We start from the raw sequence: 21929 nt of genomic DNA on the forward strand, positions 1-21929 counted from the left end.
CCCGAATTTTAAATTTCGGTAATGATCGTCAACCGCCGAAGGCGAGCGAGAGACCCGCAATCGCCGTCAACGCGCCGACCGTGCGGCTTGCGACCGAGCCGAAACGGGCAATGCCGAGGCCGAGCGCGATGCCGGCCGCATGCAGGATGGCGGTGGCGATCATGAAGCCGATGCCGAATTGAAGCGCGCCGGCGCTGCCGAGTTCACCGCCATGGGCGTGGCCGTGGAAAAGCGCGAAAGCACCGACAACGGCCGCCGCCGCTGCCGTCGGAAGCCTTGCCGCCATGGCAACGAGCAGGCCGAGACCGATGACGGAGGCGAGAATGGCCGGTTCGACGAAGGGAAGCCCGATGCCATAAACAGCCATCAGGAAGCCGGCGGCCATGGTTCCGACGAAGGCGGAAGGCACGATCCACAGCGCCTTGCGGTCGCCCTGCGCCACGGCGATCTGCGAGGCCCAGATGCCGACGGCCACCATCGCCAGAATGTGATCCGCACCGAAGAACGGGTGGGAGACACCGGCCATGAAGGAGCCGTGTTCTTCCGGGTTCAAATGCGCGAAAGCGGGCAGGGCGGTAACGCCCAGTGCGGCGGCAGTGAGGCTTAGTCTTTTCAGCATGGTTCCCTCTTGAAATTATGGCCGTCCGCAACGGAATCTTGGGGCTTCCCGCAGCAGGCGGCGCTGCAATGAGGCGTCAAAGATATCGCGAAGGCAGACAGGCTGTCCATGCGTCATCTGCCGGGGGTGCTGTTTATTGTTGGCGGGCAAACCTTGCCTTTTTCTCTCATTGCCTTACGTAACAAGTCGCACTATGTCCGAAGGGCATGCACGAATTTTGCTGGAGAGAGCCGTTGATGAACGAAGACGAAGACGACAAGAGCAAGGAACTGCCGATCGGCAAGGAAACGGAAGCGAATCTTTTCAAGTCGCGTTCGATCTTCATCTATGGTGGCATCACGCAGGAACTGGCGCAGAAGGTCTGCACGCAGCTCGTGGCTCTCGCCGCCGCCAGCGACGACGACATTCGCGTTTACGTCAATTCGCCGGGCGGCCATGTCGAATCGGGTGATTCCATCCATGACATGATCAAGTTCATCAAGCCGAAGGTCTATATCATCGGCACGGGCTGGGTCGCTTCCGCCGGCGCGCTGATTTACGTTTCGGTGCCGAAGGAACGTCGCCTCTGCCTGCCGAACACCCGCTTCCTGCTGCACCAACCCTCCGGCGGTACGCGCGGCATGGCGTCCGACATCGAAATCCAGGCCCGCGAAATCATCAAGATGAACCAGCGCCTGATCAAGATCTTCTCCAAGGCCACCGGCCAGAGCGAAGAAAAGATCGCCAAGGATATCGATCGCGATTACTGGCTCGGTGCGGAAGAGGCCAAGGACTACGGCCTCGTCGGCAAGATCGTCGAAAGCCAGTCGGAACTCTGAGTTTTCGATTTTTCAGTTGAGAAAGCCCGTATCGGTGAAAACCGGTGCGGGCTTTTTCCTTTCAGGCCGGTGTTATTTCATCATGTCGCAGGCCTTCATCATGTCGGCCTTTTTCATCTTGTCCATTTCCATGCCGGCCTTGTGCATGCAGTCCTTGTTGCTGGCCTTCTTGCCGGTCATGGACATGCCATCCTTTTTCATCGTCTCCGTCTTCATGGTGTCGTTATGCATGGTATCCTTCTTCATCGTATCGGTTTTCATGCTGTCGGCATGGGCGATGCCTGCGAAGGAAAGAGCGGACAGAAGGGAAGCGGCGGCAATGGCGGTGAAAATGCGGGTCATGAAGGGTCTCCTCTGGACGTCGTTGAATGTCCGCCGGCATCGTGCCGGGGCTCACGATTGTCCATTCGGCCGGGAACGGCCGGCCGTTACATCTTCACGCGCTTGTGACGACAAGTTCGGGCGAGATTTTTTTAAAGCCACTATGTAACACTATCCTGCCGATTGCGAATAACCCGATAGTGACGATGACAGGCAGCCCTTCGGAAGAAACACTGAAAATGCTGATGCTGCGTTCCCTCGATGGGGACGAAGGCGCCTACAGGCATTTGCTTCATGCCCTGAGACGGCTGCTGATCGCCTATTACGGCCGGCGCATGGGAGCAGCTGCCAGAGGCGATGTCGAAGATCTTGTGCAGGAAACCCTGTTTTCGCTTCACGCCAAGCGGGAGACCTATGACCGTGCGCGACCCTTTACGGCCTGGTTCTTTTCGATAGCGCGCTACAAGCTCATTGATCACTATCGGGGCCGGGGTGCGCGCGTGCTGGCGGAAGTGGAACTCGATGAAACGCTGGAGGCGGAACCGTCCGTCGATGCGGTCACGGCCCGCATGGATGTGGAGCGGCTGCTTGATGAGTTACCGGAACGGCAGCGGGATCTCATTCGAAGGGTGAAGCTCGAAGGTCACTCAATTGCCGAAGCGGCGCAAAAATCCGGCCAGACCGAGCTTGCGGCGAGGGTCGGTATTCACAGAACGCTGAAAGTCCTGGCGGCAAAGTTGCGGGGGGACACGTGAGGAAGACGGAAGACATCATCGACCAACTGGCGGGCGATCTGAAACCCGTACGAGCTTTTGCGCTGGAGCGGAGGCTGGCGCTCGCCGCCTTGCCCGCGCTCGGCGTTTCGCTGCTGCTGATGGTCGTCATTCTGGGGCTGCGCAGCGATATGAATGACGCCATGACCGAACCGGGTTTCTGGGTCAAATCCGCCTATAATGTCCTGCTGGCCGTGACCGCATTTTTCGCCGTCATGCGTCTTGCGCGGCCGGACGGCGACAGGGGTGGCCTGTTTGCGTGGCTTGCGGTGATTTTCGTGGCCATGGCGGTCATCGCGCTCGTCCAGCTTGGATTTGCCGTGCCCGGCACCTACAGGACCCTCATTCTCGGATCGTCGGCGCTGCATTGCCCGTTTTTGATCGTTGCTTTCGCGCTGCCGCTGTTTATCGCGAATTTCTCGGTTCTCAGGCGTTCGGCTCCCGCTGATCCCAGGCTTGCGGGTTTTGCCTCGGGCATCGCAGCAGGTGCGGCCGGGGCATGGGTTTATTCGTGGTTCTGCACCGAAAACGGCATGGCTTTCGTGTTGATCTGGTATTCGCTGGGCATCCTGTTGACCGGCATCATCGGCGCTTTTGCCGGTTCACGTCTGCTCCGCTGGTGAAGGCATGATTGCCGATGCCGGCCCGGACATGGTCCAGAACCGGCATTCTGCTTCATGTGGATTTCACTGACCCAGATTGGCGGGAATTGCGAAAGCTGCAAACTGGGTGAACTGCTTGCCGGTGTTGAAATTGTCATCGGAAGCGATGACGAAGAGCTGCTTGCCATCCACCACCGGGCCGAAAGCGAAGCTTTCGATATTGTCGATATCGAGGCCGAAATCGCCTTCGTTGATTTCGAACCAGGCCGATTTGGATACGGCGGCCACGGATGCGGGATCGATCTTGTCCTTGCCGAGAATATTGTCGGCGCGGGACATGTCGGCGATGAAGAAGCGGATGTGATTGCCGACGCCGGAAGCGAAATTGCGCTCGACAGCGACGAAACGGCCATCCGGCAGGGCCGCGATGGCGGAAAGGCCGTTGTCGTTATATTTCGGCTCGGCGGCTGTCGGCGTCTTAGAGATAGGCTCGGTTACATAGACGTGCTCGGCGACCGGTTTCAGCGTCGCTGTGTCGATGACGAGGATGCGGGCCGGGCTGCCCGCCTGCGGGGTCGCCTTGGGGCCGTCCTGGGTGAGCGCATTTTCGGTGGCGGCGATCAGCCGGCCGGGCATCAGCGTCAGGCCTTCGAGAGCGAGGTTGTTCTGTACGCCCCTGGTCTTGGCGTCATCGACGAGATAGGCGTTTGGCAGTTCCAGCCGCTTCACATTGCTGCCGTCGAGGCCCGAGACGTAGAGCGCCGGCTGGTTCTTCAGGTCGCGTTCGGAGGACCAGTAGAGCTTGCCGCCCTTGCGGTCGAGCGCGATGCCTTCCGCATCGATGCCCTTCGGCGCAAAAGCAGCGCCGGTCTCGTCCTTCAATTCGCGCGTGGCGGCGATGTTGAGCGTGGCGGCGCCTTCCGCGACAGTCAGCTCCAGCTCGTAATAACGGGCCGGTCCTTTTTCCACGCGGTCATCGGAAATTGCGAGATAACGCCCGGTTTCGCTGTCAAAGGCGAGATCGGAAATGCCGCCGAAGGTGACGCCATCGATGGAGAGGCCTGATGGAACGACGATCTGGCCGAGAAAGGCCGGCGGCGGCGGGGTCTGGGCCGCGGCGGGCAAAGCCGCAAAACAGCAGGCGACGGTGGTGACGATGCGGAGCATGGCGAGGGTCCCTCTTGTGGCGGATGACCGGTTGTGGTGCAGCGAGGATTAGCGCCGTGCCGCTAAACTTTGATGACGTTTTCCATGCTGCCGTACCTGAAGTCTGGCGGCTCATCTTGCCAAGCGGCGTCTTTTTTGATCCTGAATATAATCACGCTTCATCCAAAGCGTGTCGCCATCCCCGGATTCGCGCGTCACGCTTCAGTTTTGTTTCTGCCTGTCGCCAATGCGGACCGCTGCGGTTGTTTGCGACAGACAGCAGGCCGCAGAGTGCTTCATGCTGAAAGATTTTTCCGTTCAGAGCCTGTTCATGGGCTGCCTCACCGCCTTTGTCGGTTTCGCCAGCTCCTTCGCCGTCGTGCTGCAGGGCCTGAAAGCTGTCGGCGCGACGGATTTCGAGGCGGCGTCGGGGCTGATGGCGCTTTCGGTGGCGATGGGGCTTTGCGCCATTATTCTCTCCGCCGCCACGCGGCTACCCATCAGCATCGCCTGGTCGACACCGGGTGCGGCGCTGCTTGCGACCACCGGCGTCATTGAGGGCGGCTTTCCGGCGGCCGTCGGCGGGTTCATCATCTGCGCCATCCTGATTATCATCGCCGGCCTGTTCCGGCCCCTGGGAAAGGCGGTCGCCTCCATTCCAGCGCCCCTTGCCAATGCCATGCTCTCTGGCGTCATCATCGGCCTGTGTTTTGCGCCCATCAAGGCCATCGGCTTCAACCCGGCGCTGGGATTGCCCATCATCCTCGCCTGGATCGTGGTGGGAGCATTCAAACGGCTGTTCGCCGTGCCCGCCGCCCTTGCCGCCTTCGTGCTGGTGATGATTTTTGGCGTCGAAATTCCGGCGGGTGCGCTGGACAGCGTAGCGCAATCGCTGACACCGCCGATGGAGTGGGTAACGCCCGTCTTCAGTCTCCACGCGGTTGTCTCCATCGCGCTGCCGCTCTTCATCGTCACCATGGCCTCGCAGAATATTCCCGGCATCGCGGTGCTGAAGGTCAATCATTACGATCCGCAGCCCGGACCGCTTTTCGCCTCGACCGGCTTTTTCTCGCTGCTTTCCGCACCTTTTGGCGGCCATGCCGTCAATCTTGCGGCGATTACGGCTGCCATGTGTGCTGGCGAGGACGCCCATCCCGATCCAAAGCGGCGTTACTGGGCGGCGATCATCGGCGGTGTCGGCTATATTATTTTTGGCCTTTTGGCGGGCGTGGTCACCGCCTTCGTGGCGCTGGCGCCGCCCATCCTCATTCAGGCGGTGGCGGGGCTGGCACTGGTCGGCGCCTTTTCCGGCTCCGCTGTCGCAGCCTTCAGGGAGCCGGAAACCCGCGAGGCGGCGGCCATCACTTTCCTCATCACGGCCTCCGGCCTTTCCTTTGGCGGCATTTCCGGGGCCTTCTGGGGCTTGATCGGCGGCGGGCTGATGATGGCGTTGCAGCGAATGGTGAAGCGTGGTTAGATAGGGAGCTTATTGTTTTAAAGAAATACTATTTATGGATTTCGAATTCGATCCTGCCAAAAGTGAAAGTAACAAAGACAAACACGGAATAGATTTCGTCGAGGCAAGAGCGCTTTGGCTGGACGAGAAAAGACTCGTCGTTCCTCTCGAAACCACGTCGGAAGAGCGGTATATTATGGTCGCCCAATTACGCGGAAAGTGCTGGAGCGCCATTTACACTTACAGAAATGACCGGTTGCGTATCATCTCCGTCAGGCGTTCCAGAGACAAGGAAAGGCAGCGTTATGAAGACGATCAGCGCTGAAGAATTTGACAGGAAATTCGACGATGGCGAAGACATCGACGATTATCTCGACTGGTCCAAGGCAAGCCGTCCGGGACTGGAAATGGTGCATGTCGATATCGATCTGCCTGAAAAGCTTTTGCGGAAAGTAGATGCGGAAGCGGTGCGCCTTGGCAGGACACGACAATCCCTGATGGCCGAATGGATTGCCGAAAGGCTGGAGAGCGGCAGGCAGGGAAAATAACCGGCGCACGGCACAAGATCACTTGTCAGACCGCCAGCCGCTGTTTATACACATCGCCATGAGCAACAGCATCGCAACCATTTTTGGCATGAGCGCGCAGATTTCTGCGAAGGCCTCGCCGTGCGGTGCACTCTCGCTTCTTAGCCTCGACCTTACACGCGGTTGCCGGGTCCAGTGAGGAGCGCCCGGCGGCCGAAAGCCCGCTGGCGCTAACGCTCCTCATCTCGAAATCTCATTTTATACTGGATTTAGGCCCTGAAGGGCCGCGCATCCGCCGATGGCGAAAGACGCCCGCGGACCGCGCATGGAGGAAGCGAAATGGACGGCAAGATCACCAATATTTCCAAGGGCATGGCTGACGCGAGCGTGAAGTATCGCCCTTATCCCACCATCAATATCCCCGACCGTAAATGGCCGGGCAAGACCATCGATAAGGCCCCTATCTGGTGTTCGGTGGACCTGCGCGACGGCAACCAGTCGCTGGTCAACCCTATGGGTCACGACCGCAAGGCCCGCATGTTCAAGCTGCTCTTGGAAATGGGCTTCAAGGAAATCGAGATCGGTTTTCCTTCCGCCTCGCAGACGGATTTCGATTTCGCCCGCTGGTGCGTGGAAGAGGGCAATGTGCCTGACGATGTCTCCCTGCAGGTGCTGGTGCAATGCCGCCCGGAGCTGATCACCCGCACCTTCGAGGCGCTGGAGGGCGCCAACAAGCCGATCATCCACTTCTACAATTCCACTTCGGAATTGCAGCGCCGCGTGGTGTTCGGCAAGGATGTGCACGGCATCAAGCAGATTGCCGTCGATGCAGCCAAGATGATCACCGATATGGCGGCGAAGGCTGGCGGCGGTTACCGCTTCGAATATTCGCCCGAGAGCTTTACCGGCACCGAGCTGGAAGTGGCGCTGGAAATCTGCAACGCCGTGGTCGAGGTGGTGAAGCCGACGGCCGACAACAAGCTGATCCTGAACCTGCCCTCGACGGTGGAAATGGCGACGCCGAACATCTATGCCGACCAGATCGAATGGATGTGCCGCAATATCGACAATCGCGAAAACGTCATCATCTCCCTGCATCCGCATAATGACCGTGGCACCGGAATCGCCGCGACCGAGCTGGGCCTGATGGCCGGTGCGGACCGTGTCGAAGGAACGCTGTTCGGCAATGGCGAACGCACGGGTAACGTCGATGTCGTGACGCTGGCGCTGAACATGTATACGCAGGGTGTCGATCCGGAGCTGGATTGCCGCGATATCGAGCGCATCAAGGCGGTCTATGAATATTCCAACGAGATGACGATCCCTGAGCGCCACCCCTATGTCGGCGAGCTGGTTTACACCGCCTTTTCCGGCTCGCATCAGGATGCGATCAACAAGGGCATGAAGGCGATCAAGGTCGCCAACCATCCGGTCTGGGAAGTGCCCTATCTGCCGATCGATCCGAAGGATGTAGGCCGCTCCTATGAGGCGATCATCCGCATCAACTCGCAATCCGGCAAGGGCGGCATCGCCTATATTCTCCAGCAGGATTACGGCATCAACCTGCCGCGCAACCTGCAGGTGGAATTCCGCGAGGATATTCAGCGCATCACCGATGAAGAGGGTGTCGAACTGCCGGCCAAGCGCATCTACGAGCGCTTTATCGAGCGTTACGTGACGCAGCCGAATGCGCGCATCAAATTCGTCGATCACCACACCTATCCGGCCGGCGATTTCAAGGGCGTGCGCATCGTTGCTGCCGAAATCACCGATAATGGCGAGGTGAAGCGCATCGAGGGCAAGGGCACCGGCCCGATCGACGGGTTCATCAATGCGCTGTCGGTTTATCTCGGCATTGACCTGTCGGTAAATGATTATTCCGAGCATTCGCTGCAGCATGGCTCGAACGCTTCGGCCATCGCTTATGTCGAGATGGAGCATCCGGGCGGTAAGCTGTTCGGGGCAGGCGTCAATACGAATATCGTAGCGGCGTCGCTGGAGGCGATTGTTTCGGCGGCCAATCGGGTGCTGGAAGAGCGGGCGAGGTAAGTGGGCCTTGAGGGTGGGGCAGGGCACCCCCCTCTGTCCTGCCGGACATCTCCCCCTCAAGGGGGGAGATCAGCAGGAGGCGCTACCGCCACTTCATTCGCAAACGTTGAGATGGGCGAGACCTAACCACGAGTCGATCTCCCCCCTTGAGGGGGAGATGCCCGGCAGGGCAGAGGGGGGTGAAGCCACACGCTCCAACCTCACGGTAGCGAACGCTATTCCACCCGCAATGAAAACCCCAGCGGCCGCCCGTTTTCATAAAACACCCGCACATCCTCCAGCGCCACGCCCGTACCCGTCTCATTGAGGCTGTGACGCTCACAGGCGACGTTCCATGTGCCGGGGCCACCGGAGATATGGAAGAGATTATAGGCCGCGCGCGGTTTTTCACCGCCGGGTCCCTGGCTGGCGGAGGAAATGCCGACGACCGGGATGTGGTCTTCCCCATGATGCGTATTCAGCCAGTAGACCGTGTTGAGATGGGTATGGCCATGCAGCACGAGTTCCGCGCCGCCGACGCCCAGCGCCGCTGCGAAACGGCGGATGCCGATCATGCGCTTGTGGGTGGGGGAAGCGCCCCGAATCGGCGGGTGATGGATCATCACCACCCGGAACAGCCCCTGTTCACCGGCTTTTTTCAAGAGCTCCGCCGTGGCGCGGGCCTGCCGGTTGCCGAAATAACCGGTTGCCGAAAAGGGCGGTGTCGCAATCGAGGTGGAGCAGCCAATGAGTGCGACGGGACCGCGCACGCGCATATAGGGGAAAATCTTGCGGTCGTCGTCCCATTCCGGCGGATCGCCATCGCCACGAACATAGGGATACCAGGCCTGCATGGCCTTGTCGTGCGCGCCGGAAACATAGGCGTCGTGATTGCCGGGAACGACGGAGGTTTTTTCGGGATCGCCCACCTCCTCCAGCCAGTCGGCGGCGGCGCGGATTTCAATCCCGGTCGCAAGATTGACGAGATCGCCGGTAATAGCCAGATGGTCCGGTGACTTTGTCTCCAGATCGTCGAGCAGTTTTTCCAGCGTATCGGTGAAGAGATGCTTGCGGCGGTTGCGGTGCCAGTTGACAAAACCGGTGATACGCTTGGATGCAAGTTCGCGGAAAGTGAGTTTTGGCAGTGGCCCCAAATGGACGTCTGAAATATGCGCAAGTTTGAACATGGCGGCAGAGATAACCTATGATATGCCGCGCGTCCAATGAAAGCCGGCAGGCGGGGAGAAACAAGGGTGAATGACGAAACAACCGGGCGGCAGGCCCGTCCGTTCCATATGCGTGTCTTCATCCGTTTTCTGCATTTCGTTTTTCTGTTCACGCGCGGCGCCACCCTTGGCGTGCGTGCGGCCTGTTTCGATGAAAAGGGCAGAATTTTTCTGGTGCGGCACACCTATCTGCCGGGCTGGTATCTGCCGGGCGGCGGGGTGGAACGTGGTGAAACGCTGCTCGTGGCGCTGCACAAGGAAATCCGCGAGGAAGGCAATCTCGAAGCAGCTTCCAGGCCGGAGCTTTTCCATGTCTATCTCAATCTGGAAGGCAGCAATCGCGATCATGTTGCGCTCTACCGGCTTGACGTCACCCAGACCAAACCGAAAAAGCCGGATCATGAAATTGCCGAAAGCGGCTTTTTCGACCTGTCGGAGCTGCCGGAAGGGGTGACGGCCGCCACCCGTCGCCGCCTCGCCGAGCTTGCCGGCGAAGCGGCGATCGCCGATCACTGGTAGCGGCGGCGGCTCTCCGTCAGGAGAGCGCCTCGCGGCCATGGGCCATGGTCAGGTCCAGTTCCGGGCCGACGGGCACGATGCCGGTCGGGTTGATGGTGCGGTGGCTGCGGTAATAATGCTCCTTGATGTGGCGCATATCCACCGTCTCCGGCACGCCCGGCGTCTGGTAAAGATCGCGCAGGTAATCCGTCAGGTGCGGATAGTCGTGGATGCGGCGGATATTGCATTTGAAATGGCCGACATAGACGGGGTCAAACCGCACCATCGTCGTGAACAGGCGCCAGTCCGCTTCCGTCTGTTCCGCACCGAACAGGAAACGCCGGTCCTTCAGGCGATCCTCCAGCATATCCAGCGTTTCGAACACTTTTACGGCATTCTGCTGATAGGCATCCTGAGTGGTGGCGAAGCCGGCCTTGTAGACGCCGTTATTGACTGTGTCGTAGATCACGTCGTTCAGTGCGTCGATCTCGCTGCGTAGCGCTTCGGGATAATAATCGGCCTGCGAGCCGGTGAGATCGTTGAAGGCGGAATTGAACATGCGGATGATTTCCGCCGATTCATTGGAGACGATGGTGCCGCGCTTTTTGTCCCAGAGCACCGGCACGGTGACGCGCCCCGAATATTTGGGGTCCGCCTTTGTGTAGACCTGCCAGAGTGCGGAGGAGCCGAAGAGGCGATCCTCGGTCGCGCCCGGCGTGCGCTCGCCCTCAGGCTTGAATTCCCAGCCGTTTTCCAGCATCAGCGGATCGACGACGGAGACGGAAATCAGGTCTTCCAGCTTTTTGAGCTTGCGGAAAATCAGGGTGCGGTGCGCCCAGGGGCAGGCGAAGGAGACATAGAGGTGGTAACGGTCCTTCTCGGCCTCGAACCCGCCTTCTCCGGAAGGGCCGGGTGCGCCATCCGCTGTGATCCAGTTGCGGAATTGCGAGGCGCTACGCTTGAAGTGCCCCTTGGTTTCCTTGGTGTCATACCAGACGTCTTTCCATACGCCTTCCACCAGCATGCCCATGACGATCTCCTTAATTGTTTCCTTTTGAGCGATCCTAACCGTTCTGCACTCTTCCGCGAACCCGCAAGGCGTTGAACAATGCGTTTCCGGTCCTGTGGAAACTGAATGGGATAGCGCAGAGATTTGTTCTGGACGGGTGAGAATTTTCCTGATAACTGCAATTTTCACAAATCTGAGGAAATTGCTGACTATGATCGAACCACGGATGCTCCGACGACGCTGACGCTCCTGAACGCCCTTACCGGCGCAGCCGTCATCTATTGTCGCATCCGCATTCTGGAAGTTTCGGTCTCTTCATGTCCAAGCACGATCTTGTCTACCTCACCGAGGACGCGTCGCACGACGACATCATCGACGTCATCAACGAAGAAGCATTCGGTCCCGGCAGGCATACCCGTGCCGCAGCGCGCATTCGTGAGCAGGGGCCGCATGACCGGTCGCTGTCCTTCGTCTGCGCCGATGATGGCGAAACCATTGCCTCGGTGCGCATGACGCCGGTTCTGGCGGGCGGGGTGAAGGGCCATATGCTCGGGCCCCTTGCGGTTCGGCCCTCGCACAAGAACAAGGGCATCGGCCGGGAACTCGTCCGGATCGCCATTGCCGCCGCCCGGCGAAAGGGCTCCGAAGCGGTGATCCTGATCGGCGATCCGCCCTATTACATGCCGCTCGGTTTCGAGAAGGTCGCTTATGCGGCGCTCGATTTTCCCGGCCCGGTGGACCCGAACCGCGTGCTCGTCGTGCCGATTGGCGACGACGTGCACCAGCGGCTGAAGGGCAAGATCGGCTGGCGCAAATGCGAGGCCGTGATGCCGGCCGCCACGGCGGAAGATGAGGGTTTTGAGGAGCCGCTCAGGGTTTACGGGTGAAGATTTTTCTTCTCACCATGAGACTATCCCTTCCGTCATTCCGGCCTTGAGCCGGAATCCAGCCGACGCGCGTCGGCGCGGCGAAAGAATCTTTTTTCAGCCCAAGGACTTGGGCTGGCTGGACCCCGGATCTAATCCGGGGTGACGGAAGGGATGTTGCGAATTACGGGAACCATCGAGACTGCCGTGCCAATCCTCGTGTGGTAAAATCTATCGTCCGGTAGTCTGTCTCGAAACAGCGCGTCTCCCTCCACAGAATTCAATTCCGTTTCCTTCCCCCATGCGATAGCTAGGGAAAGTCGATTTCTGCAAGGGGGCGGACATGACGGCAATCACCATGAATGATGCGCTGGAGCGCGCGGGCGCAGGCGCCTATCAACGGCGTCTGATGGGCATATTTGGCCTTGTCTGGGCGGCGGATGCCATGCAGGTTCTTGCGGTTGGCTTCACCGCCGCCTCGATTGCCGCAACCTTCGGGCTGACGGTGCCGCAGGCGTTGCAGACTGGCACGGCGTTCTTTTTCGGCATGCTGCTGGGTGCTGCCGGTTTCGGGCGGCTGGCGGATCGTTACGGGCGTCGCCGCGTGCTGATCGTCACCGTGGCCTGCGATGCGCTGTTCGGTGTGCTTTCGGTATTCGCGCCTGATTTCACTATTCTGCTCGTTCTGCGCTTTCTCACCGGTGCTGCCGTGGGCGGCACGCTGCCGGTGGATTATGCGATGATGGCCGAATTCCTGCCCGCCAAGAATCGCGGCCGCTGGCTGGTCTTTCTGGAGGGTTTCTGGGCTGTCGGCACGCTGATCGTGGCGCTGGCGGCCTGGGGCGCCAGCCTTGCCGGCGTCGCAGATTCGTGGCGGTATATATTCGCGGTGACGGCTTTTCCGGCGCTTCTCGGCCTTGGCCTTCGTTTTCTGGTGCCGGAATCGCCGCTTTACCTGCTGCGCAGCGGGCGGTTGGAGGAGGCCAAGGCCGTCGTCAACCGCATGCTGGTGACGAATGGGCGCCCGCCGCTCGATGCCGGGACCGGGCTTTTCCAGCCTGACGTTGGCAAAGGGCAGGGGATATTTTCGCCGGCGCTCCGGCAGCGCAGCATCATGATCCTCGCCATCTGGTTCCTCGTTTCCGTTTCCTATTACGGCGTCTTCACCTGGATGCCGGCGAAACTGGCCGGAGACGGGTTCGGTTTCGTGCGCGGTTACGGGTTTCTGGTGCTGGTGGCATTGGCGCAGATCCCGGGTTATGCGCTTGCCGCCTATGGCGTTGAAAAATGGGGCCGCAAGCCGACGCTGATCGGCTTCTGCCTGCTGTCTGCGCTCGGTTGCCTGCTGTTCACGCTCGCGGCCGGGGGCGTCATGATTGCGGCTTCACTGCTGATAATGAGTTTTGCCCTTCTCGGCACTTGGGGCGCGCTCTATGCCTTTACGCCGGAGCTTTATCCGACCGAATCGCGCGCAACCGGCATGGGAGCAGCGGGCGCCATGGCACGGCTTGGCGGCCTGCTAGCGCCGTCTCTTCTCGGTTATGCGATTGCGCAGGGTTTTGGCGTCGCAATCGGCATTTTTGCCGGGCTGCTGGTTCTTGCCGCCATTGCGGCGACGATGATCAATGCGGAAACCCGGCAGGTGGCGCTGACCTGACGCGTCGTTTCCGCGCAATGGCCTGACCCGTTGAGGATCAGGCCGCACTGTTTTGCACCTTACAGCGCCGTGTAGTTGACCGGCAGCCAATCGTAATTGGTGCTGTCGGTGCGCACATGGCCGATGCCGGGGAAGGCGATATGCGCGCCGGCCACCAGATATTTGCCCTCTACCGCCTGTTTGAATGCCAAATCACGCGCCACGACGGCGGCCTTCTGGTCGACGTCGAATTCGATTGCCACGTCAGGCTCATCGAACTGGAGGATATCGCCATGGGTGATATCGCCCCAGAAGACGATTTTCTGGCCTTCGCTTTCCAGAACGACGGCGCTGTGGCCTGGTGTGTGGCCGGCATAGAGGATCGACCCAAGACCGGGAACCGGCGCGGCGTTGTCGGTAAAGCTCTCAAATTTGCCGGCATCGATATAGGGCTGGATGCTCTCTCTCGCTTCGGCATAATATTTTTTCATCGCTTCGGGCGCTGCCTTCGCCTTTGCCTCATCCAGCCAGAAAGCGGCTTCGCGCTTGTTGACGTGCAGGGTCGCGTTGGCAAAAACGCGTTTGCCATTCGCCGACAGTCCGCCGGAATGGTCGGTGTGGATGTGTGTGAGGATGACGTCGTCAATCTCACTGGCCTTGTAGCCCGAAGCTTCGATATTGGCGACAAGCTTGCCAAGGCTCGCGCCAAGATAGGTGCCGGTGCCGGCATCGATCAGCACCAGCCTGTCGCCGGTATTGACCAGAAACGCATTCACGGAGGTCGGCGTCTCGTCCGGCAGGAAGGCTTTCTGCAAAACCTTGGATGCGTGTTCCGGTGTCGTGTTGCTGTAAAGTTTTGCAAGCGGCAGCGCGACGACGCCATCCGACAGCGCGGTGACTTCCACCTTGCCGACCATCAGCCTGTAGAAGCCGGTTGCCTGTGTGGCAGCGAGCGGCGCTTTGGCAAAGGCGAGGGAGGGCGCAATGAAAGGGGCTGCAAAGATGGCGCTGGCGGCGCCTTTGAGAAGTGAGCGACGTGATGGCATTAAAGGCTCCTGAGTTAGGGAACGTCTTGAAACTTTCCGCACTCCAGCTAAGTGTAGGGACGTCAGCAATCAAATCGATGTGACTTATGCAAACTATCGATCATTTCAATCTCCGTTCCTTCGACCTCAATCTTCTCATCGCTTTCGATGCGATGATGGAGGAAATGAACGTGACGCGTGCTGCGCGGCGGCTGAAAATCCAGCAGCCGGCCATGAGCCATAATATCTCGACTTTGCGGACCCTGTTTCAGGATGAGCTTTTCATCCGCGTGGGGCAGGAGATGAAGCCGACGGCGCGGGCGCTCCATCTGGCCGGCCCGGTGCGGCAGGCGCTCAGGCAGGCGCAGGCGGCGGTTTTGACGGCGGATGTGTTCGATCCGGCGACGGAGCGCCGCACATTCCGGCTGGGCATGTCGAGCGAGGTGGAGCTGTTGCTTTTGCCGGATCTGACGGCGCGACTGCGGGAGATCGCGCCCGGTATTCGCATTCTGGCCCGCAGCGGGCAGGAGCAGGAAATTACCGCGATGCTGGATACGGGTGTGATCGACATGGCGGTCGGATGCACCTACTCGAAAGAGCAGCGCCACCATTGCGAGCCGCTTTATTCCTCCAGCGTGCTCTGCTGTTTCAACCCGGCTTTGCTCGATCTGCCCAATCCCGTCGGACTGGACGCCTATATGGAGGCGAAACACGCGGTCATATCGCAGACGGACAGCCTGCATGGCTGCATCAAGGATGCGCTGGAACTGAGCGGCTTGGAAATCGATGTCGTTGCGGCCGCGCCGGATTTCCTCTCGGTGCTGGCAACGGCGCGATCCTCGGCGGTGCTGGCGACCGTGTCCTCGCGCATCGCGCTGCGTTATGCGCCAATGCTGGGGCTGGAAATAAGCCCGGTGCCGGTGACGCTGAGTTTCCCGCCCGTCGCCATGGTCTGGACATTGCAAACTGACGCGGATGCCGGAGCCGTATGGCTTCGCCAGCAAATCCGTGAGGCCATGGGCCGAACGGTCGACGGTGGGGTATCGGGGATTGCGGCCTAGAACCGCTTCTCCAGCCAGGTGATCGACTGGCCGCTGGAAAGGGGGCCAAGCGAGCCTATCTTCGTGAAACCGTAGCGCTCATAGGTTCTCAGGGCATCCGGGTTCATCGTGTCGATATAGGCGCCCATGCAGCCGCGTTTTCTGGCTTCTTCCTCCGCCATGGCAAGCAGCTTCGGGCCTGTGCCCTGACCGCGCATGGCCTCCGGCACGAAAAGAAGCTGCACGTAAAGCCAGCCGCGAGCGGTGTGGCCCACCAGACCGCCGGTGACGGTATTGTCGTCATCGCGGATGGTGATGTTGAGTTCGCGTTTGTCGCTTTCGCCGAAACGGGCGAGATTATAGGCCACCAGCGGATCGCGAATGGCCTTTTCGGCCTCTGCATCCGCGACGTCGCTCAAAACGAAATTCATGTTCATCTTCCCGGGCCGCCGGGCGGCGGCCGTTTCCCGTTTTCCGTTCCGAGACTTGAAGCGCCTTAAGCTCTTCGCTGGAAACGCCCTTACCGGCCCTCACGCCACCACAGCGCGGAGAAGGCGAGCAGCAGGGCGGCAAGCCCGGCAAAACCGGCAAAGAGCGGCAGGGTGTTGACGCCTTTCAGCACCGTCTCGTCGGTCATGCGTATCAGCATGCGATCCTCATCGGCAACCCTGATATCTCCGCGCACGGGCAATATATCGGGCAGCGCGATACGGCCGGAATTGTCGGCGACACGGTGCACGCTGCCCTTGGTGGCATCGGCCAGCGGCTTCAGCGTTTCGGTGGTCGAGATCATCGCCTTGAATTCCGGCGCATCCACCGCGCCGACATGGACGAGGGTGGTGAAATCGCCGTTTTTGATCTCGAACAGCCCGGTTTCGTCCATGCGGCGCTCGATCCTGTAAAGACCAGGCTCCGTGCTGGTGAAGGCCATGTTTTCCGTCTTGCCGGAAGGGAAACGCACGCTGGCCTGACCGGGATCGTCGCCGATGGTCTGGCGGGTGATCTGCAGGGTGCGGCCATTGGCGCGCGCCGTCAGCGCCTCTTCCTCAAGCTCGGGTTCCTTCATCAGCCAGTGGGCGATGCGGCGGTAAAGCGCCACATGTGGGCCGCCGCCTTCGAAACCGCGCGCCCACAGCCAGCCTTGATCCGACAGCAGCATGGCGACACGGCCTTCGCCCTGACGGTTGAGCACCAGAAGCGGGTCCTGCCCGTCGCCCAGCATCACGGTCTGGCCCTGCGGCGGGTCGACGCTGATGGTGCGGAACCAGCGGCCCCATTGCGGCGGCTCGTTGCCCGAACCTTCCAGCCCGCGGGTGACGGGGTGTTTCTTGCCCGCTTCCGAAAGGCGCGGATAAAAGGCGGCCTGATGCACCTGACCCGTCGGCTGCGCCGGCAGCACGGAGGCGAGCGGCGTCATGGCGATCGAATCCTGACCGGCATGTTCCGGCCCGGCGGCGATCAAGAGCGCGCCGCCCTTTTCGACATATTGGGCGATGTAATCGTAATAGAGGATCGGCAGCACGCCGCGATGCTGATAGCGGTCGAAGATGATGAGGTCGAAATCCTCGATCTTTTCGACGAACAATTCTCGGGTCGGGAAGGCGATCAGCGAGAGTTCGTTGATCGGCGTGCCATCCTGTTTTTCCGGCGGGCGCAGAATGGTGAAATGTACCAGATCGACCGAGGCGTCGGATTTCAGGAGGTTACGCCACGCCCGTTCGCCGGCATGGGGTTCACCGGAGACGAGCAGCACGCGCAGGTTCTGGCGAATGCCTTCGATCAGGTGAACGGCGCGGTTATTGGCAGCCGTCACTTCGCCGGGAAGCTCGGCGACGGAAAATTCCATGACATTGTTGCCGCCGCGCGGAACCTTGAAATTGAACGGCGTCGGCTGGCCGGGTGTCGCCTGCAGCGTGGCGATTTCTTCGCCATTCATCTTCACCGTCACTTCCGCCGCACCGCCGCCTGCCGGACGTCCATCATCGAAGACGCGCAGCGTCAGTTGCTGTTCCTCGTTGACGATGCCGAAGCGCGGGGCGCGGATGATTTCGATACGGCGGTCGAACTCATCGGCCTTGCCGGTGATCAGCCCATGCACGGGTGCGCGAAAGCCGAGCGCCTGTTCGGCGTTGGGCAGGGCATTGGGGATATCATGAATCTGGCCGTCGCTGAGGAAGATCGCGCCCCCGACGCGGGAAGGCGAGACATCAGAAACGGCAGAGGACAAGGCGGAGAAAAGCTGCGTCGAGGGTGAATCGCTTTCGCCATCATCGCGCACCTCCACGATGCGCGGCTCGATGCGCGGGAAGCGGGAGAGCCGGTCTTTCAGCGCATTCAGCGCCGTGTCCGTCATCTGCGGCCGGTCCTGCACGTCCTGGCTCTGCGAACGGTCGACGATGACGGGCACGATGGTGGAGAGCGGCTCGCGCTCCTCCTGCGTCAAAAGCGGATTGGCGATGGCCGCAAGCAGGGCAGCGAGCGCCAGTCCGCGCAGCCATGCGCCGCGCACGCCGCGCCACAGGCCTATGAAGGAGAGGGCAAGGGCGGCGACGGCCAGAACGGCGATCACGATCCACGGCAGGAAGGGAGCGAAGGTCAATGTCATGTCACTGCCCCAACCGTTCGAGAAGTGCGGGAACGTGGACCTGATCGGCCTTGTAGTTGCCGGTCAGCATATACATCATGATGTTGACGCCGGAGCGGAAGGCATGCTCGCGCTGCATCTCGTCCGGCGGCACGGTGGGCAGAACCGGTGCGCCCTGCGGATCGACGGCCCATGCGCCGGCGAAATCATTGCCGGTTATCATGATCGGCGTCACGCCATCACCGGAGGAGGAAAGGCCGGAGGTGGTCTTGGCGGCACCCTGCCGTGATTCCACCCAGAGCGGGGAGCCGTTGTAACGGCCGGGGAAATTGGTGAGCAGGTAGAAGGAGCGCGTCAGAACGTGGTCTTCCGGCACGGGCTCCAGCGGCGGAATATCGATATTGGCGAGGATCGCCTGCAAACGCTCGCCGTTAGGGCTGGTCGCGCCGGTATCGAGCGAAGAGAACTGGTCACGCGTATCGAACAGAACGGTGCCACCGGCACGCATATACGCATCGATGCGCGAGATGGCGGCGCTGGACGGCATCGGCGCGGAGGCCGAAACAGGCCAGTAGATGATCGGATAGAAGGACAATTCGTCCTTGGAAATATCGAGGCCGACAGGCTGTCCGGGCTCTAGTGTCGTGCGCCAGGTCAGGAATTCGCTCAAACCCTGCAGGCCCTGTTCTGAAATGCGGTCGACATCGTCTTCGCCGGTGCGGACATAAGCGAGATGGGTGGTGTCCAGCCGCTCGAAAATCTGCGCGTCGCCGGGTTTCGGATCGTCGGCGCGGGCATCGGTTGGCGACATGGCGGCAAAGGCGCCGAGCGCCAGAAGCACGGTGGCGGCGGTGGCGCTGCGGGCTTTCGGCAGGCGTGCGAAGGCACCGTTCATGAAGAGCACGATCAGGCTATCGGCAATCAACATCAGGAAGGCGGCGATGAAGAGTGCAGGGCGCAGCGATTTCGCCGTTTCTCCGATCAGGGCTTCGCTGGTGGTGCTGACACCGGCGGCGGAGGTGTCGAGCGGGCGAAGTGTGGCACCTGCGGGTAAGAGATTGAGAGCCACGAAACCATCCTCTGTGCCATAGAGGCCGGGGGGATTGTCGAAACCGGTGCGCGGCGGCTGGCCGGCGCGCATTTCCAGCGGCCGGGCAGTGCCGATTTCGGCTGAAAGCGCGCCTTCCGCCGTCAGCAGCCGGAAGGGCGGAAGGGCCGCGGCCGGGGCATTGGCGTTGGCGGAAGCGCCGCCTGCCTTCGACAATTGAACGATACGGCGCAGCATATCGACGAAATGGCCAGAGATCGGCAGGTCAGACCAGCTTGCTTCCGCGCTGACATGGAACAGCACGATACGGCCAGCCTCGACATTTCGGGTGGTGACGAGCGGCGTGCCATCGGCAAGGCTTGCCCAGGTGCGTTCAGCCAGATCCGGTGTCGGTTCGGCCAGAACCTGCCGCTTGACGAGGACACCGTCGGCCTTCGGCATGCCGGCAAAGGCGCCGAAATTCGGGAAATCGGCAAGCGGCTGCGGCTCGGCCCAGGAGAGCGCGCCGCCAAGCGCGCGTTCGCCCTGTCTGAGTGTTACGGGCACGAGCGGATCGTCGGCCGGGGCTGCGGCAAGGCGCGGCCCGGCGAAGCGGATCAACGTGCCACCACCCGCAAGCCATTTCTGCATCGGCTCATAGGTTTCCTGCGGCAGACGGCCGATATCGGCCATGACGATGACCGAAGGATTGGATTGCAGGATTTCCGGGATTGCCTGCGCCAGATCGGCCTGCCGCTGCGAGATGAGATCGGCAAATGGCTGGAGCGCGCGGCTGATATAATAAAGCGGCTGCAGCAGCGGCTGGAAATCATTGCCGGTTTCGCCGGCCAGCAGCGCCACGCGGCGGCGGCGGAAGCCGTCGTCGAGAAGATGCACCGCACCCGCCGTCGACACGCCTTCGAGCGATAGTCGGGCGAAATCGTTGCGCAGCTCGAAGGGTGCTTCCACCGTTGCCGTGGTTTCGGCCGCGCCGGGCGCGAAGCTTGCGACGCCGTTGGCGAGGATGCGGCCCTGGCTGTCCTGCGCGTTGACGGTTATCCGGGCGGCTTCGGCGGTATCGAGCCGTGACAGTGTGACGCTCATGGCATCGGCATTGTTGGTGGCGCCGGTAATGGCGGCGATCGCCTTGCCGTCGCCCTTCACGATGCGGAATTCGGCGGGGGAGAGGCTGGCGAGCGTTCTCATCGCGCTTTCATCCTGTGCGGTTTGAACACCATCGGCAATATAGGCGATCGTGCCGGGAGCCGTGCCGTTCAGCGCCTCGGTGATGGCTTCCGCCGTGCGGACACGATCTGGAACGAGCGGCTTCGGCTTTGCTGCGGCGAGTTTTTCCAGTGCAACGGCCGTCGTTCCCGGTACGGCGTCATGTTCCGCATCGGCGGTGAAGCTGATGGAGACGGGGCGGTCGGCCCGTTCCGCATCGCCGATCAGCGCCTGAGCGGTCGCCACGCGCCTTTCCCAGTCGGGCGCGGAGGCCCAGCTATTGTCGACCACCAGCACCAACGGGCCGCTGCCGGCAATGCTGTTGTTGCGCGGGTTCACCACCGGGTCGGCCAACGCGAAAATCACGGCGGCGGCAAGCACCATGCGCAGCAGGGTCAGCCACCACGGACTTTTCGAGGGCGTTTCCTCGCGTTTCAGCACCGTCGCCAATATCTTCAGCGGCGGAAAAACTTCCGCCTTGGGGCGCGGCGGGGTGAGCCGCAGCAGCCACCAGATGGCGGGCAGCGCCAAGAGGCCGAGGAGGATATAGGGGCTGGTGAAGACGAAAGGCAATGCGCTCATCTTTGCCCACCGCCCTGTGCTGGCGCGCCGGAAAGATACATGTGCATGGCCACAAGCGCCTCGGAGGCCAGATGATCGGTGCGGTGGAACACGAAGTTCCAGCCGAGACGGCGCAGCGACGAGGACAGCGCCTCGCGCCTTGCGAGATAGGCGCGGGTGTAATCCTCGCGAATGGTTTCGGCACGGCCGGACACCAGTTTTTCGCCGGTTTCCGGGTCGGTGAATTCGGTGCGGCCGGAATAGGGGAAGGTCTCTTCGGCCGGATCGGCGATTTCCACCACATGGCCGCGCAGGCCGCGCCGCGCGAGCGGCGAAATCCGCTCCATCACGGCTTTGGCATCATCGAGAAAATCGCCGATGAGGACGATGTCGCTCGCGCCGCGGATCATGCCCGTTTCCGGCATGCCCGTTGTCAGCGGTGCATGCATGATGGCGGCGGCCAGCCGTTCGGCGGCATTTCTGGCCGAAACCGGCTCCATGATGCCGGGGCAGCCGATGCGCTCGCCCGAGCGTGCGAGAATTTCCGCCAGCGCCAGCATCAGCACCAGCGCCCGGCTTTCCTTGGAGACGGAGCCGAGGGTGGATTTGAACATCATCGACGGCGACATGTCGGCCCAGAGCCAGATGGTGTGGGCGGCTTCCCATTCCCGGTCGCGCACATAGGTATGATCGTCGCGGGCGGAGCGCCGCCAGTCGATGCGCGACAGGCTCTCGCCTTCGGCATAGGGGCGGAACTGCCAGAAATTTTCACCGATGCCGCGTTTGCGGCGGCCGTGCCAGCCGGCGGTGACGGTGTTGGCGATGCGCTTTGCCTCGACCATGCAGTCCGGCACCAGGGCTGCGCGCTGGCGCGCGCGCGCCAGAACTTCGCTACCCGGCGTCTTGTCTACGATCTGGCCGATGGATGCCACATGCAGTCCTT

At 61.2% G+C, this 21929-nt stretch carries 21 protein-coding genes; 11 read left to right on the top strand and 10 right to left on the bottom strand.

The window, feature by feature from the left end; all coding sequences use genetic code 11:
• Nucleotides 1–28: 28 nt before the first annotated feature.
• Nucleotides 29–619: a HupE/UreJ family protein gene (locus RAC79_RS12745; protein WP_065655682.1), complete on the bottom strand. Its 591-nt coding sequence runs from the start codon at nt 617–619 to the stop codon at nt 29–31.
• Between the two features lie 236 nt (nt 620–855).
• Between RAC79_RS12745 and RAC79_RS12750 the strand changes: the two genes are divergently transcribed.
• Nucleotides 856–1437, top strand: a complete 582-nt coding sequence (locus RAC79_RS12750; protein ID WP_003523060.1) for an ATP-dependent Clp protease proteolytic subunit — start codon at nt 856–858, stop codon at nt 1435–1437.
• A 72-nt stretch (nt 1438–1509) separates the two neighbouring features.
• Here the strand turns inward: RAC79_RS12750 and RAC79_RS12755 are convergent, their stop codons facing one another.
• A complete protein-coding gene (locus RAC79_RS12755; protein WP_374997076.1) occupies nt 1510–1779 on the bottom strand; it encodes a pentapeptide MXKDX repeat protein in 270 nt (89 codons plus the stop codon).
• Nucleotides 1780–1964: 185 nt separating this feature from the next.
• Here RAC79_RS12755 and RAC79_RS12760 point away from each other — a divergent pair, with 185 nt between their 5' ends.
• Together RAC79_RS12760 and RAC79_RS12765 are read left to right on the top strand one after the other, a co-directional pair.
• Nucleotides 1965–2513, top strand: a complete 549-nt coding sequence (locus RAC79_RS12760; RefSeq protein WP_142845475.1) for a sigma-70 family RNA polymerase sigma factor — start codon at nt 1965–1967, stop codon at nt 2511–2513.
• Nucleotides 2510–3154 (top strand): NrsF family protein, encoded by a 645-nt coding sequence (locus RAC79_RS12765; protein ID WP_142845428.1) that lies wholly within the window; start codon nt 2510–2512, stop codon nt 3152–3154. The genes RAC79_RS12760 and RAC79_RS12765 overlap by 4 nt, the downstream gene beginning before the upstream one ends.
• Nucleotides 3155–3217: 63 nt before the next feature.
• On the opposite strand, the gene RAC79_RS12770 is transcribed toward RAC79_RS12765, so the two are convergent.
• Nucleotides 3218–4300, bottom strand: coding sequence for an esterase-like activity of phytase family protein (locus tag RAC79_RS12770; RefSeq protein WP_142845429.1), 1083 nt, complete (start codon nt 4298–4300; stop codon nt 3218–3220).
• A gap of 277 nt (nt 4301–4577) precedes the next feature.
• On the opposite strand from RAC79_RS12770, the gene RAC79_RS12775 reads away from it, so the two are divergent.
• The 4 genes from RAC79_RS12775 to leuA all read left to right on the top strand — a co-directional run bounded on the left by RAC79_RS12775 (nt 4578) and on the right by leuA (nt 8311).
• On the top strand, nt 4578–5756 hold the full coding sequence (locus RAC79_RS12775; protein ID WP_078051769.1) for a benzoate/H(+) symporter BenE family transporter: 1179 nt from the start codon (nt 4578–4580) through the stop codon (nt 5754–5756).
• Between the two features lie 34 nt (nt 5757–5790).
• Nucleotides 5791–6060: a BrnT family toxin gene (locus tag RAC79_RS12780; protein ID WP_137003859.1), complete on the top strand. Its 270-nt coding sequence runs from the start codon at nt 5791–5793 to the stop codon at nt 6058–6060.
• The gene (gene brnA / locus RAC79_RS12785) at nt 6041–6283 is read left to right on the top strand and encodes a type II toxin-antitoxin system BrnA family antitoxin (RefSeq protein WP_170985846.1); all 243 of its coding nucleotides are present in this window, start codon (nt 6041–6043) and stop codon (nt 6281–6283) included. Before RAC79_RS12780 ends, brnA begins: the two co-directional genes overlap by 20 nt.
• 318 nt (nt 6284–6601) lie before the next feature.
• A complete protein-coding gene (gene leuA / locus RAC79_RS12790; RefSeq protein WP_142845430.1) occupies nt 6602–8311 on the top strand; it encodes a 2-isopropylmalate synthase in 1710 nt (569 codons plus the stop codon).
• 215 nt (nt 8312–8526) lie between these two features.
• On the opposite strand, the gene RAC79_RS12795 is transcribed toward leuA, so the two are convergent.
• Nucleotides 8527–9477 carry a metallophosphoesterase gene (locus RAC79_RS12795; protein ID WP_142845431.1) on the bottom strand — a complete coding sequence of 317 codons (951 nt, stop codon included), beginning with the start codon at nt 9475–9477 and terminating at the stop codon, nt 8527–8529.
• Between the two features lie 66 nt (nt 9478–9543).
• Between RAC79_RS12795 and RAC79_RS12800 the strand changes: the two genes are divergently transcribed.
• The gene (locus RAC79_RS12800) at nt 9544–10035 is read left to right on the top strand and encodes an NUDIX domain-containing protein (RefSeq protein WP_104679564.1); all 492 of its coding nucleotides are present in this window, start codon (nt 9544–9546) and stop codon (nt 10033–10035) included.
• Between the two features lie 16 nt (nt 10036–10051).
• On the opposite strand, the gene RAC79_RS12805 is transcribed toward RAC79_RS12800, so the two are convergent.
• Nucleotides 10052–11044 (bottom strand): glutathione S-transferase family protein, encoded by a 993-nt coding sequence (locus RAC79_RS12805; protein WP_125146623.1) that lies wholly within the window; start codon nt 11042–11044, stop codon nt 10052–10054.
• 296 nt (nt 11045–11340) lie between these two features.
• On the opposite strand from RAC79_RS12805, the gene RAC79_RS12810 reads away from it, so the two are divergent.
• Both RAC79_RS12810 and RAC79_RS12815 read left to right on the top strand, forming a co-directional pair.
• Nucleotides 11341–11910 carry a GNAT family N-acetyltransferase gene (locus tag RAC79_RS12810; RefSeq protein WP_142845432.1) on the top strand — a complete coding sequence of 190 codons (570 nt, stop codon included), beginning with the start codon at nt 11341–11343 and terminating at the stop codon, nt 11908–11910.
• 322 nt (nt 11911–12232) lie between these two features.
• Nucleotides 12233–13546, top strand: a complete 1314-nt coding sequence (locus tag RAC79_RS12815; protein ID WP_142845433.1) for an MFS transporter — start codon at nt 12233–12235, stop codon at nt 13544–13546.
• 59 nt (nt 13547–13605) lie between these two features.
• Here RAC79_RS12815 and RAC79_RS12820 read toward each other — a convergent pair whose 3' ends face one another.
• A complete protein-coding gene (locus RAC79_RS12820) occupies nt 13606–14571 on the bottom strand; it encodes an MBL fold metallo-hydrolase (protein WP_174039536.1) in 966 nt (321 codons plus the stop codon).
• An 86-nt stretch (nt 14572–14657) separates the two neighbouring features.
• On the opposite strand from RAC79_RS12820, the gene RAC79_RS12825 reads away from it, so the two are divergent.
• A complete protein-coding gene (locus RAC79_RS12825) occupies nt 14658–15611 on the top strand; it encodes a LysR substrate-binding domain-containing protein (protein WP_142845435.1) in 954 nt (317 codons plus the stop codon).
• Here RAC79_RS12825 and RAC79_RS12830 read toward each other — a convergent pair.
• The 4 genes from RAC79_RS12830 to RAC79_RS12845 all read right to left on the bottom strand — a co-directional run bounded on the left by RAC79_RS12830 (nt 15608) and on the right by RAC79_RS12845 (nt 21918).
• Nucleotides 15608–16021, bottom strand: a complete 414-nt coding sequence (locus RAC79_RS12830) for a GNAT family N-acetyltransferase (protein ID WP_065655940.1) — start codon at nt 16019–16021, stop codon at nt 15608–15610. The genes RAC79_RS12825 and RAC79_RS12830 overlap by 4 nt on opposite strands.
• 89 nt (nt 16022–16110) lie before the next feature.
• A complete protein-coding gene (locus tag RAC79_RS12835; protein WP_174039535.1) occupies nt 16111–18195 on the bottom strand; it encodes a hypothetical protein in 2085 nt (694 codons plus the stop codon).
• A 1-nt stretch (nt 18196) separates the two neighbouring features.
• Entirely contained in the window at nt 18197–21007 is a 2811-nt protein-coding gene (locus RAC79_RS12840; protein WP_174039534.1) for a DUF4159 domain-containing protein, read from the bottom strand.
• Nucleotides 21004–21918, bottom strand: coding sequence for a DUF58 domain-containing protein (locus tag RAC79_RS12845; protein ID WP_142845437.1), 915 nt, complete (start codon nt 21916–21918; stop codon nt 21004–21006). The genes RAC79_RS12840 and RAC79_RS12845 overlap by 4 nt, the downstream gene beginning before the upstream one ends.
• Nucleotides 21919–21929 lie beyond the last annotated feature (11 nt).

The organism is Agrobacterium sp. LR_9 (assembly GCF_041954855.1).
GTDB lineage: Bacteria > Pseudomonadota > Alphaproteobacteria > Rhizobiales > Rhizobiaceae > Agrobacterium > Agrobacterium leguminum.

Bases quoted from the DNA above. Each gene is read 5' to 3' on its own strand.
- RAC79_RS12835 (WP_174039535.1), bottom strand. From the start codon at position 18,195: ATGACATTGACCTTCGCTCCCTTCCTGCCGTGGATCGTGATCGCCGTT.
- RAC79_RS12820 (WP_174039536.1), bottom strand. From the start codon at position 14,571: ATGCCATCACGTCGCTCACTTCTCAAAGGCGCCGCCAGCGCCATCTTT.
- RAC79_RS12810 (WP_142845432.1), top strand. From the start codon at position 11,341: ATGTCCAAGCACGATCTTGTCTACCTCACCGAGGACGCGTCGCACGAC.
- RAC79_RS12775 (WP_078051769.1), top strand. From the start codon at position 4,578: ATGCTGAAAGATTTTTCCGTTCAGAGCCTGTTCATGGGCTGCCTCACC.
- RAC79_RS12840 (WP_174039534.1), bottom strand. From the start codon at position 21,007: ATGAGCGCATTGCCTTTCGTCTTCACCAGCCCCTATATCCTCCTCGGC.
- RAC79_RS12815 (WP_142845433.1), top strand. From the start codon at position 12,233: ATGACGGCAATCACCATGAATGATGCGCTGGAGCGCGCGGGCGCAGGC.
- RAC79_RS12825 (WP_142845435.1), top strand. From the start codon at position 14,658: ATGCAAACTATCGATCATTTCAATCTCCGTTCCTTCGACCTCAATCTT.
- RAC79_RS12805 (WP_125146623.1), bottom strand. From the start codon at position 11,044: ATGGGCATGCTGGTGGAAGGCGTATGGAAAGACGTCTGGTATGACACC.
- RAC79_RS12795 (WP_142845431.1), bottom strand. From the start codon at position 9,477: ATGTTCAAACTTGCGCATATTTCAGACGTCCATTTGGGGCCACTGCCA.
- RAC79_RS12770 (WP_142845429.1), bottom strand. From the start codon at position 4,300: ATGCTCCGCATCGTCACCACCGTCGCCTGCTGTTTTGCGGCTTTGCCC.
- RAC79_RS12755 (WP_374997076.1), bottom strand. From the start codon at position 1,779: ATGACCCGCATTTTCACCGCCATTGCCGCCGCTTCCCTTCTGTCCGCT.
- RAC79_RS12760 (WP_142845475.1), top strand. From the start codon at position 1,965: ATGACAGGCAGCCCTTCGGAAGAAACACTGAAAATGCTGATGCTGCGT.
- RAC79_RS12745 (WP_065655682.1), bottom strand. From the start codon at position 619: ATGCTGAAAAGACTAAGCCTCACTGCCGCCGCACTGGGCGTTACCGCC.
- RAC79_RS12780 (WP_137003859.1), top strand. From the start codon at position 5,791: ATGGATTTCGAATTCGATCCTGCCAAAAGTGAAAGTAACAAAGACAAA.
- brnA (WP_170985846.1), top strand. From the start codon at position 6,041: ATGAAGACGATCAGCGCTGAAGAATTTGACAGGAAATTCGACGATGGC.
- RAC79_RS12830 (WP_065655940.1), bottom strand. From the start codon at position 16,021: ATGAATTTCGTTTTGAGCGACGTCGCGGATGCAGAGGCCGAAAAGGCC.
- leuA (WP_142845430.1), top strand. From the start codon at position 6,602: ATGGACGGCAAGATCACCAATATTTCCAAGGGCATGGCTGACGCGAGC.
- RAC79_RS12750 (WP_003523060.1), top strand. From the start codon at position 856: ATGAACGAAGACGAAGACGACAAGAGCAAGGAACTGCCGATCGGCAAG.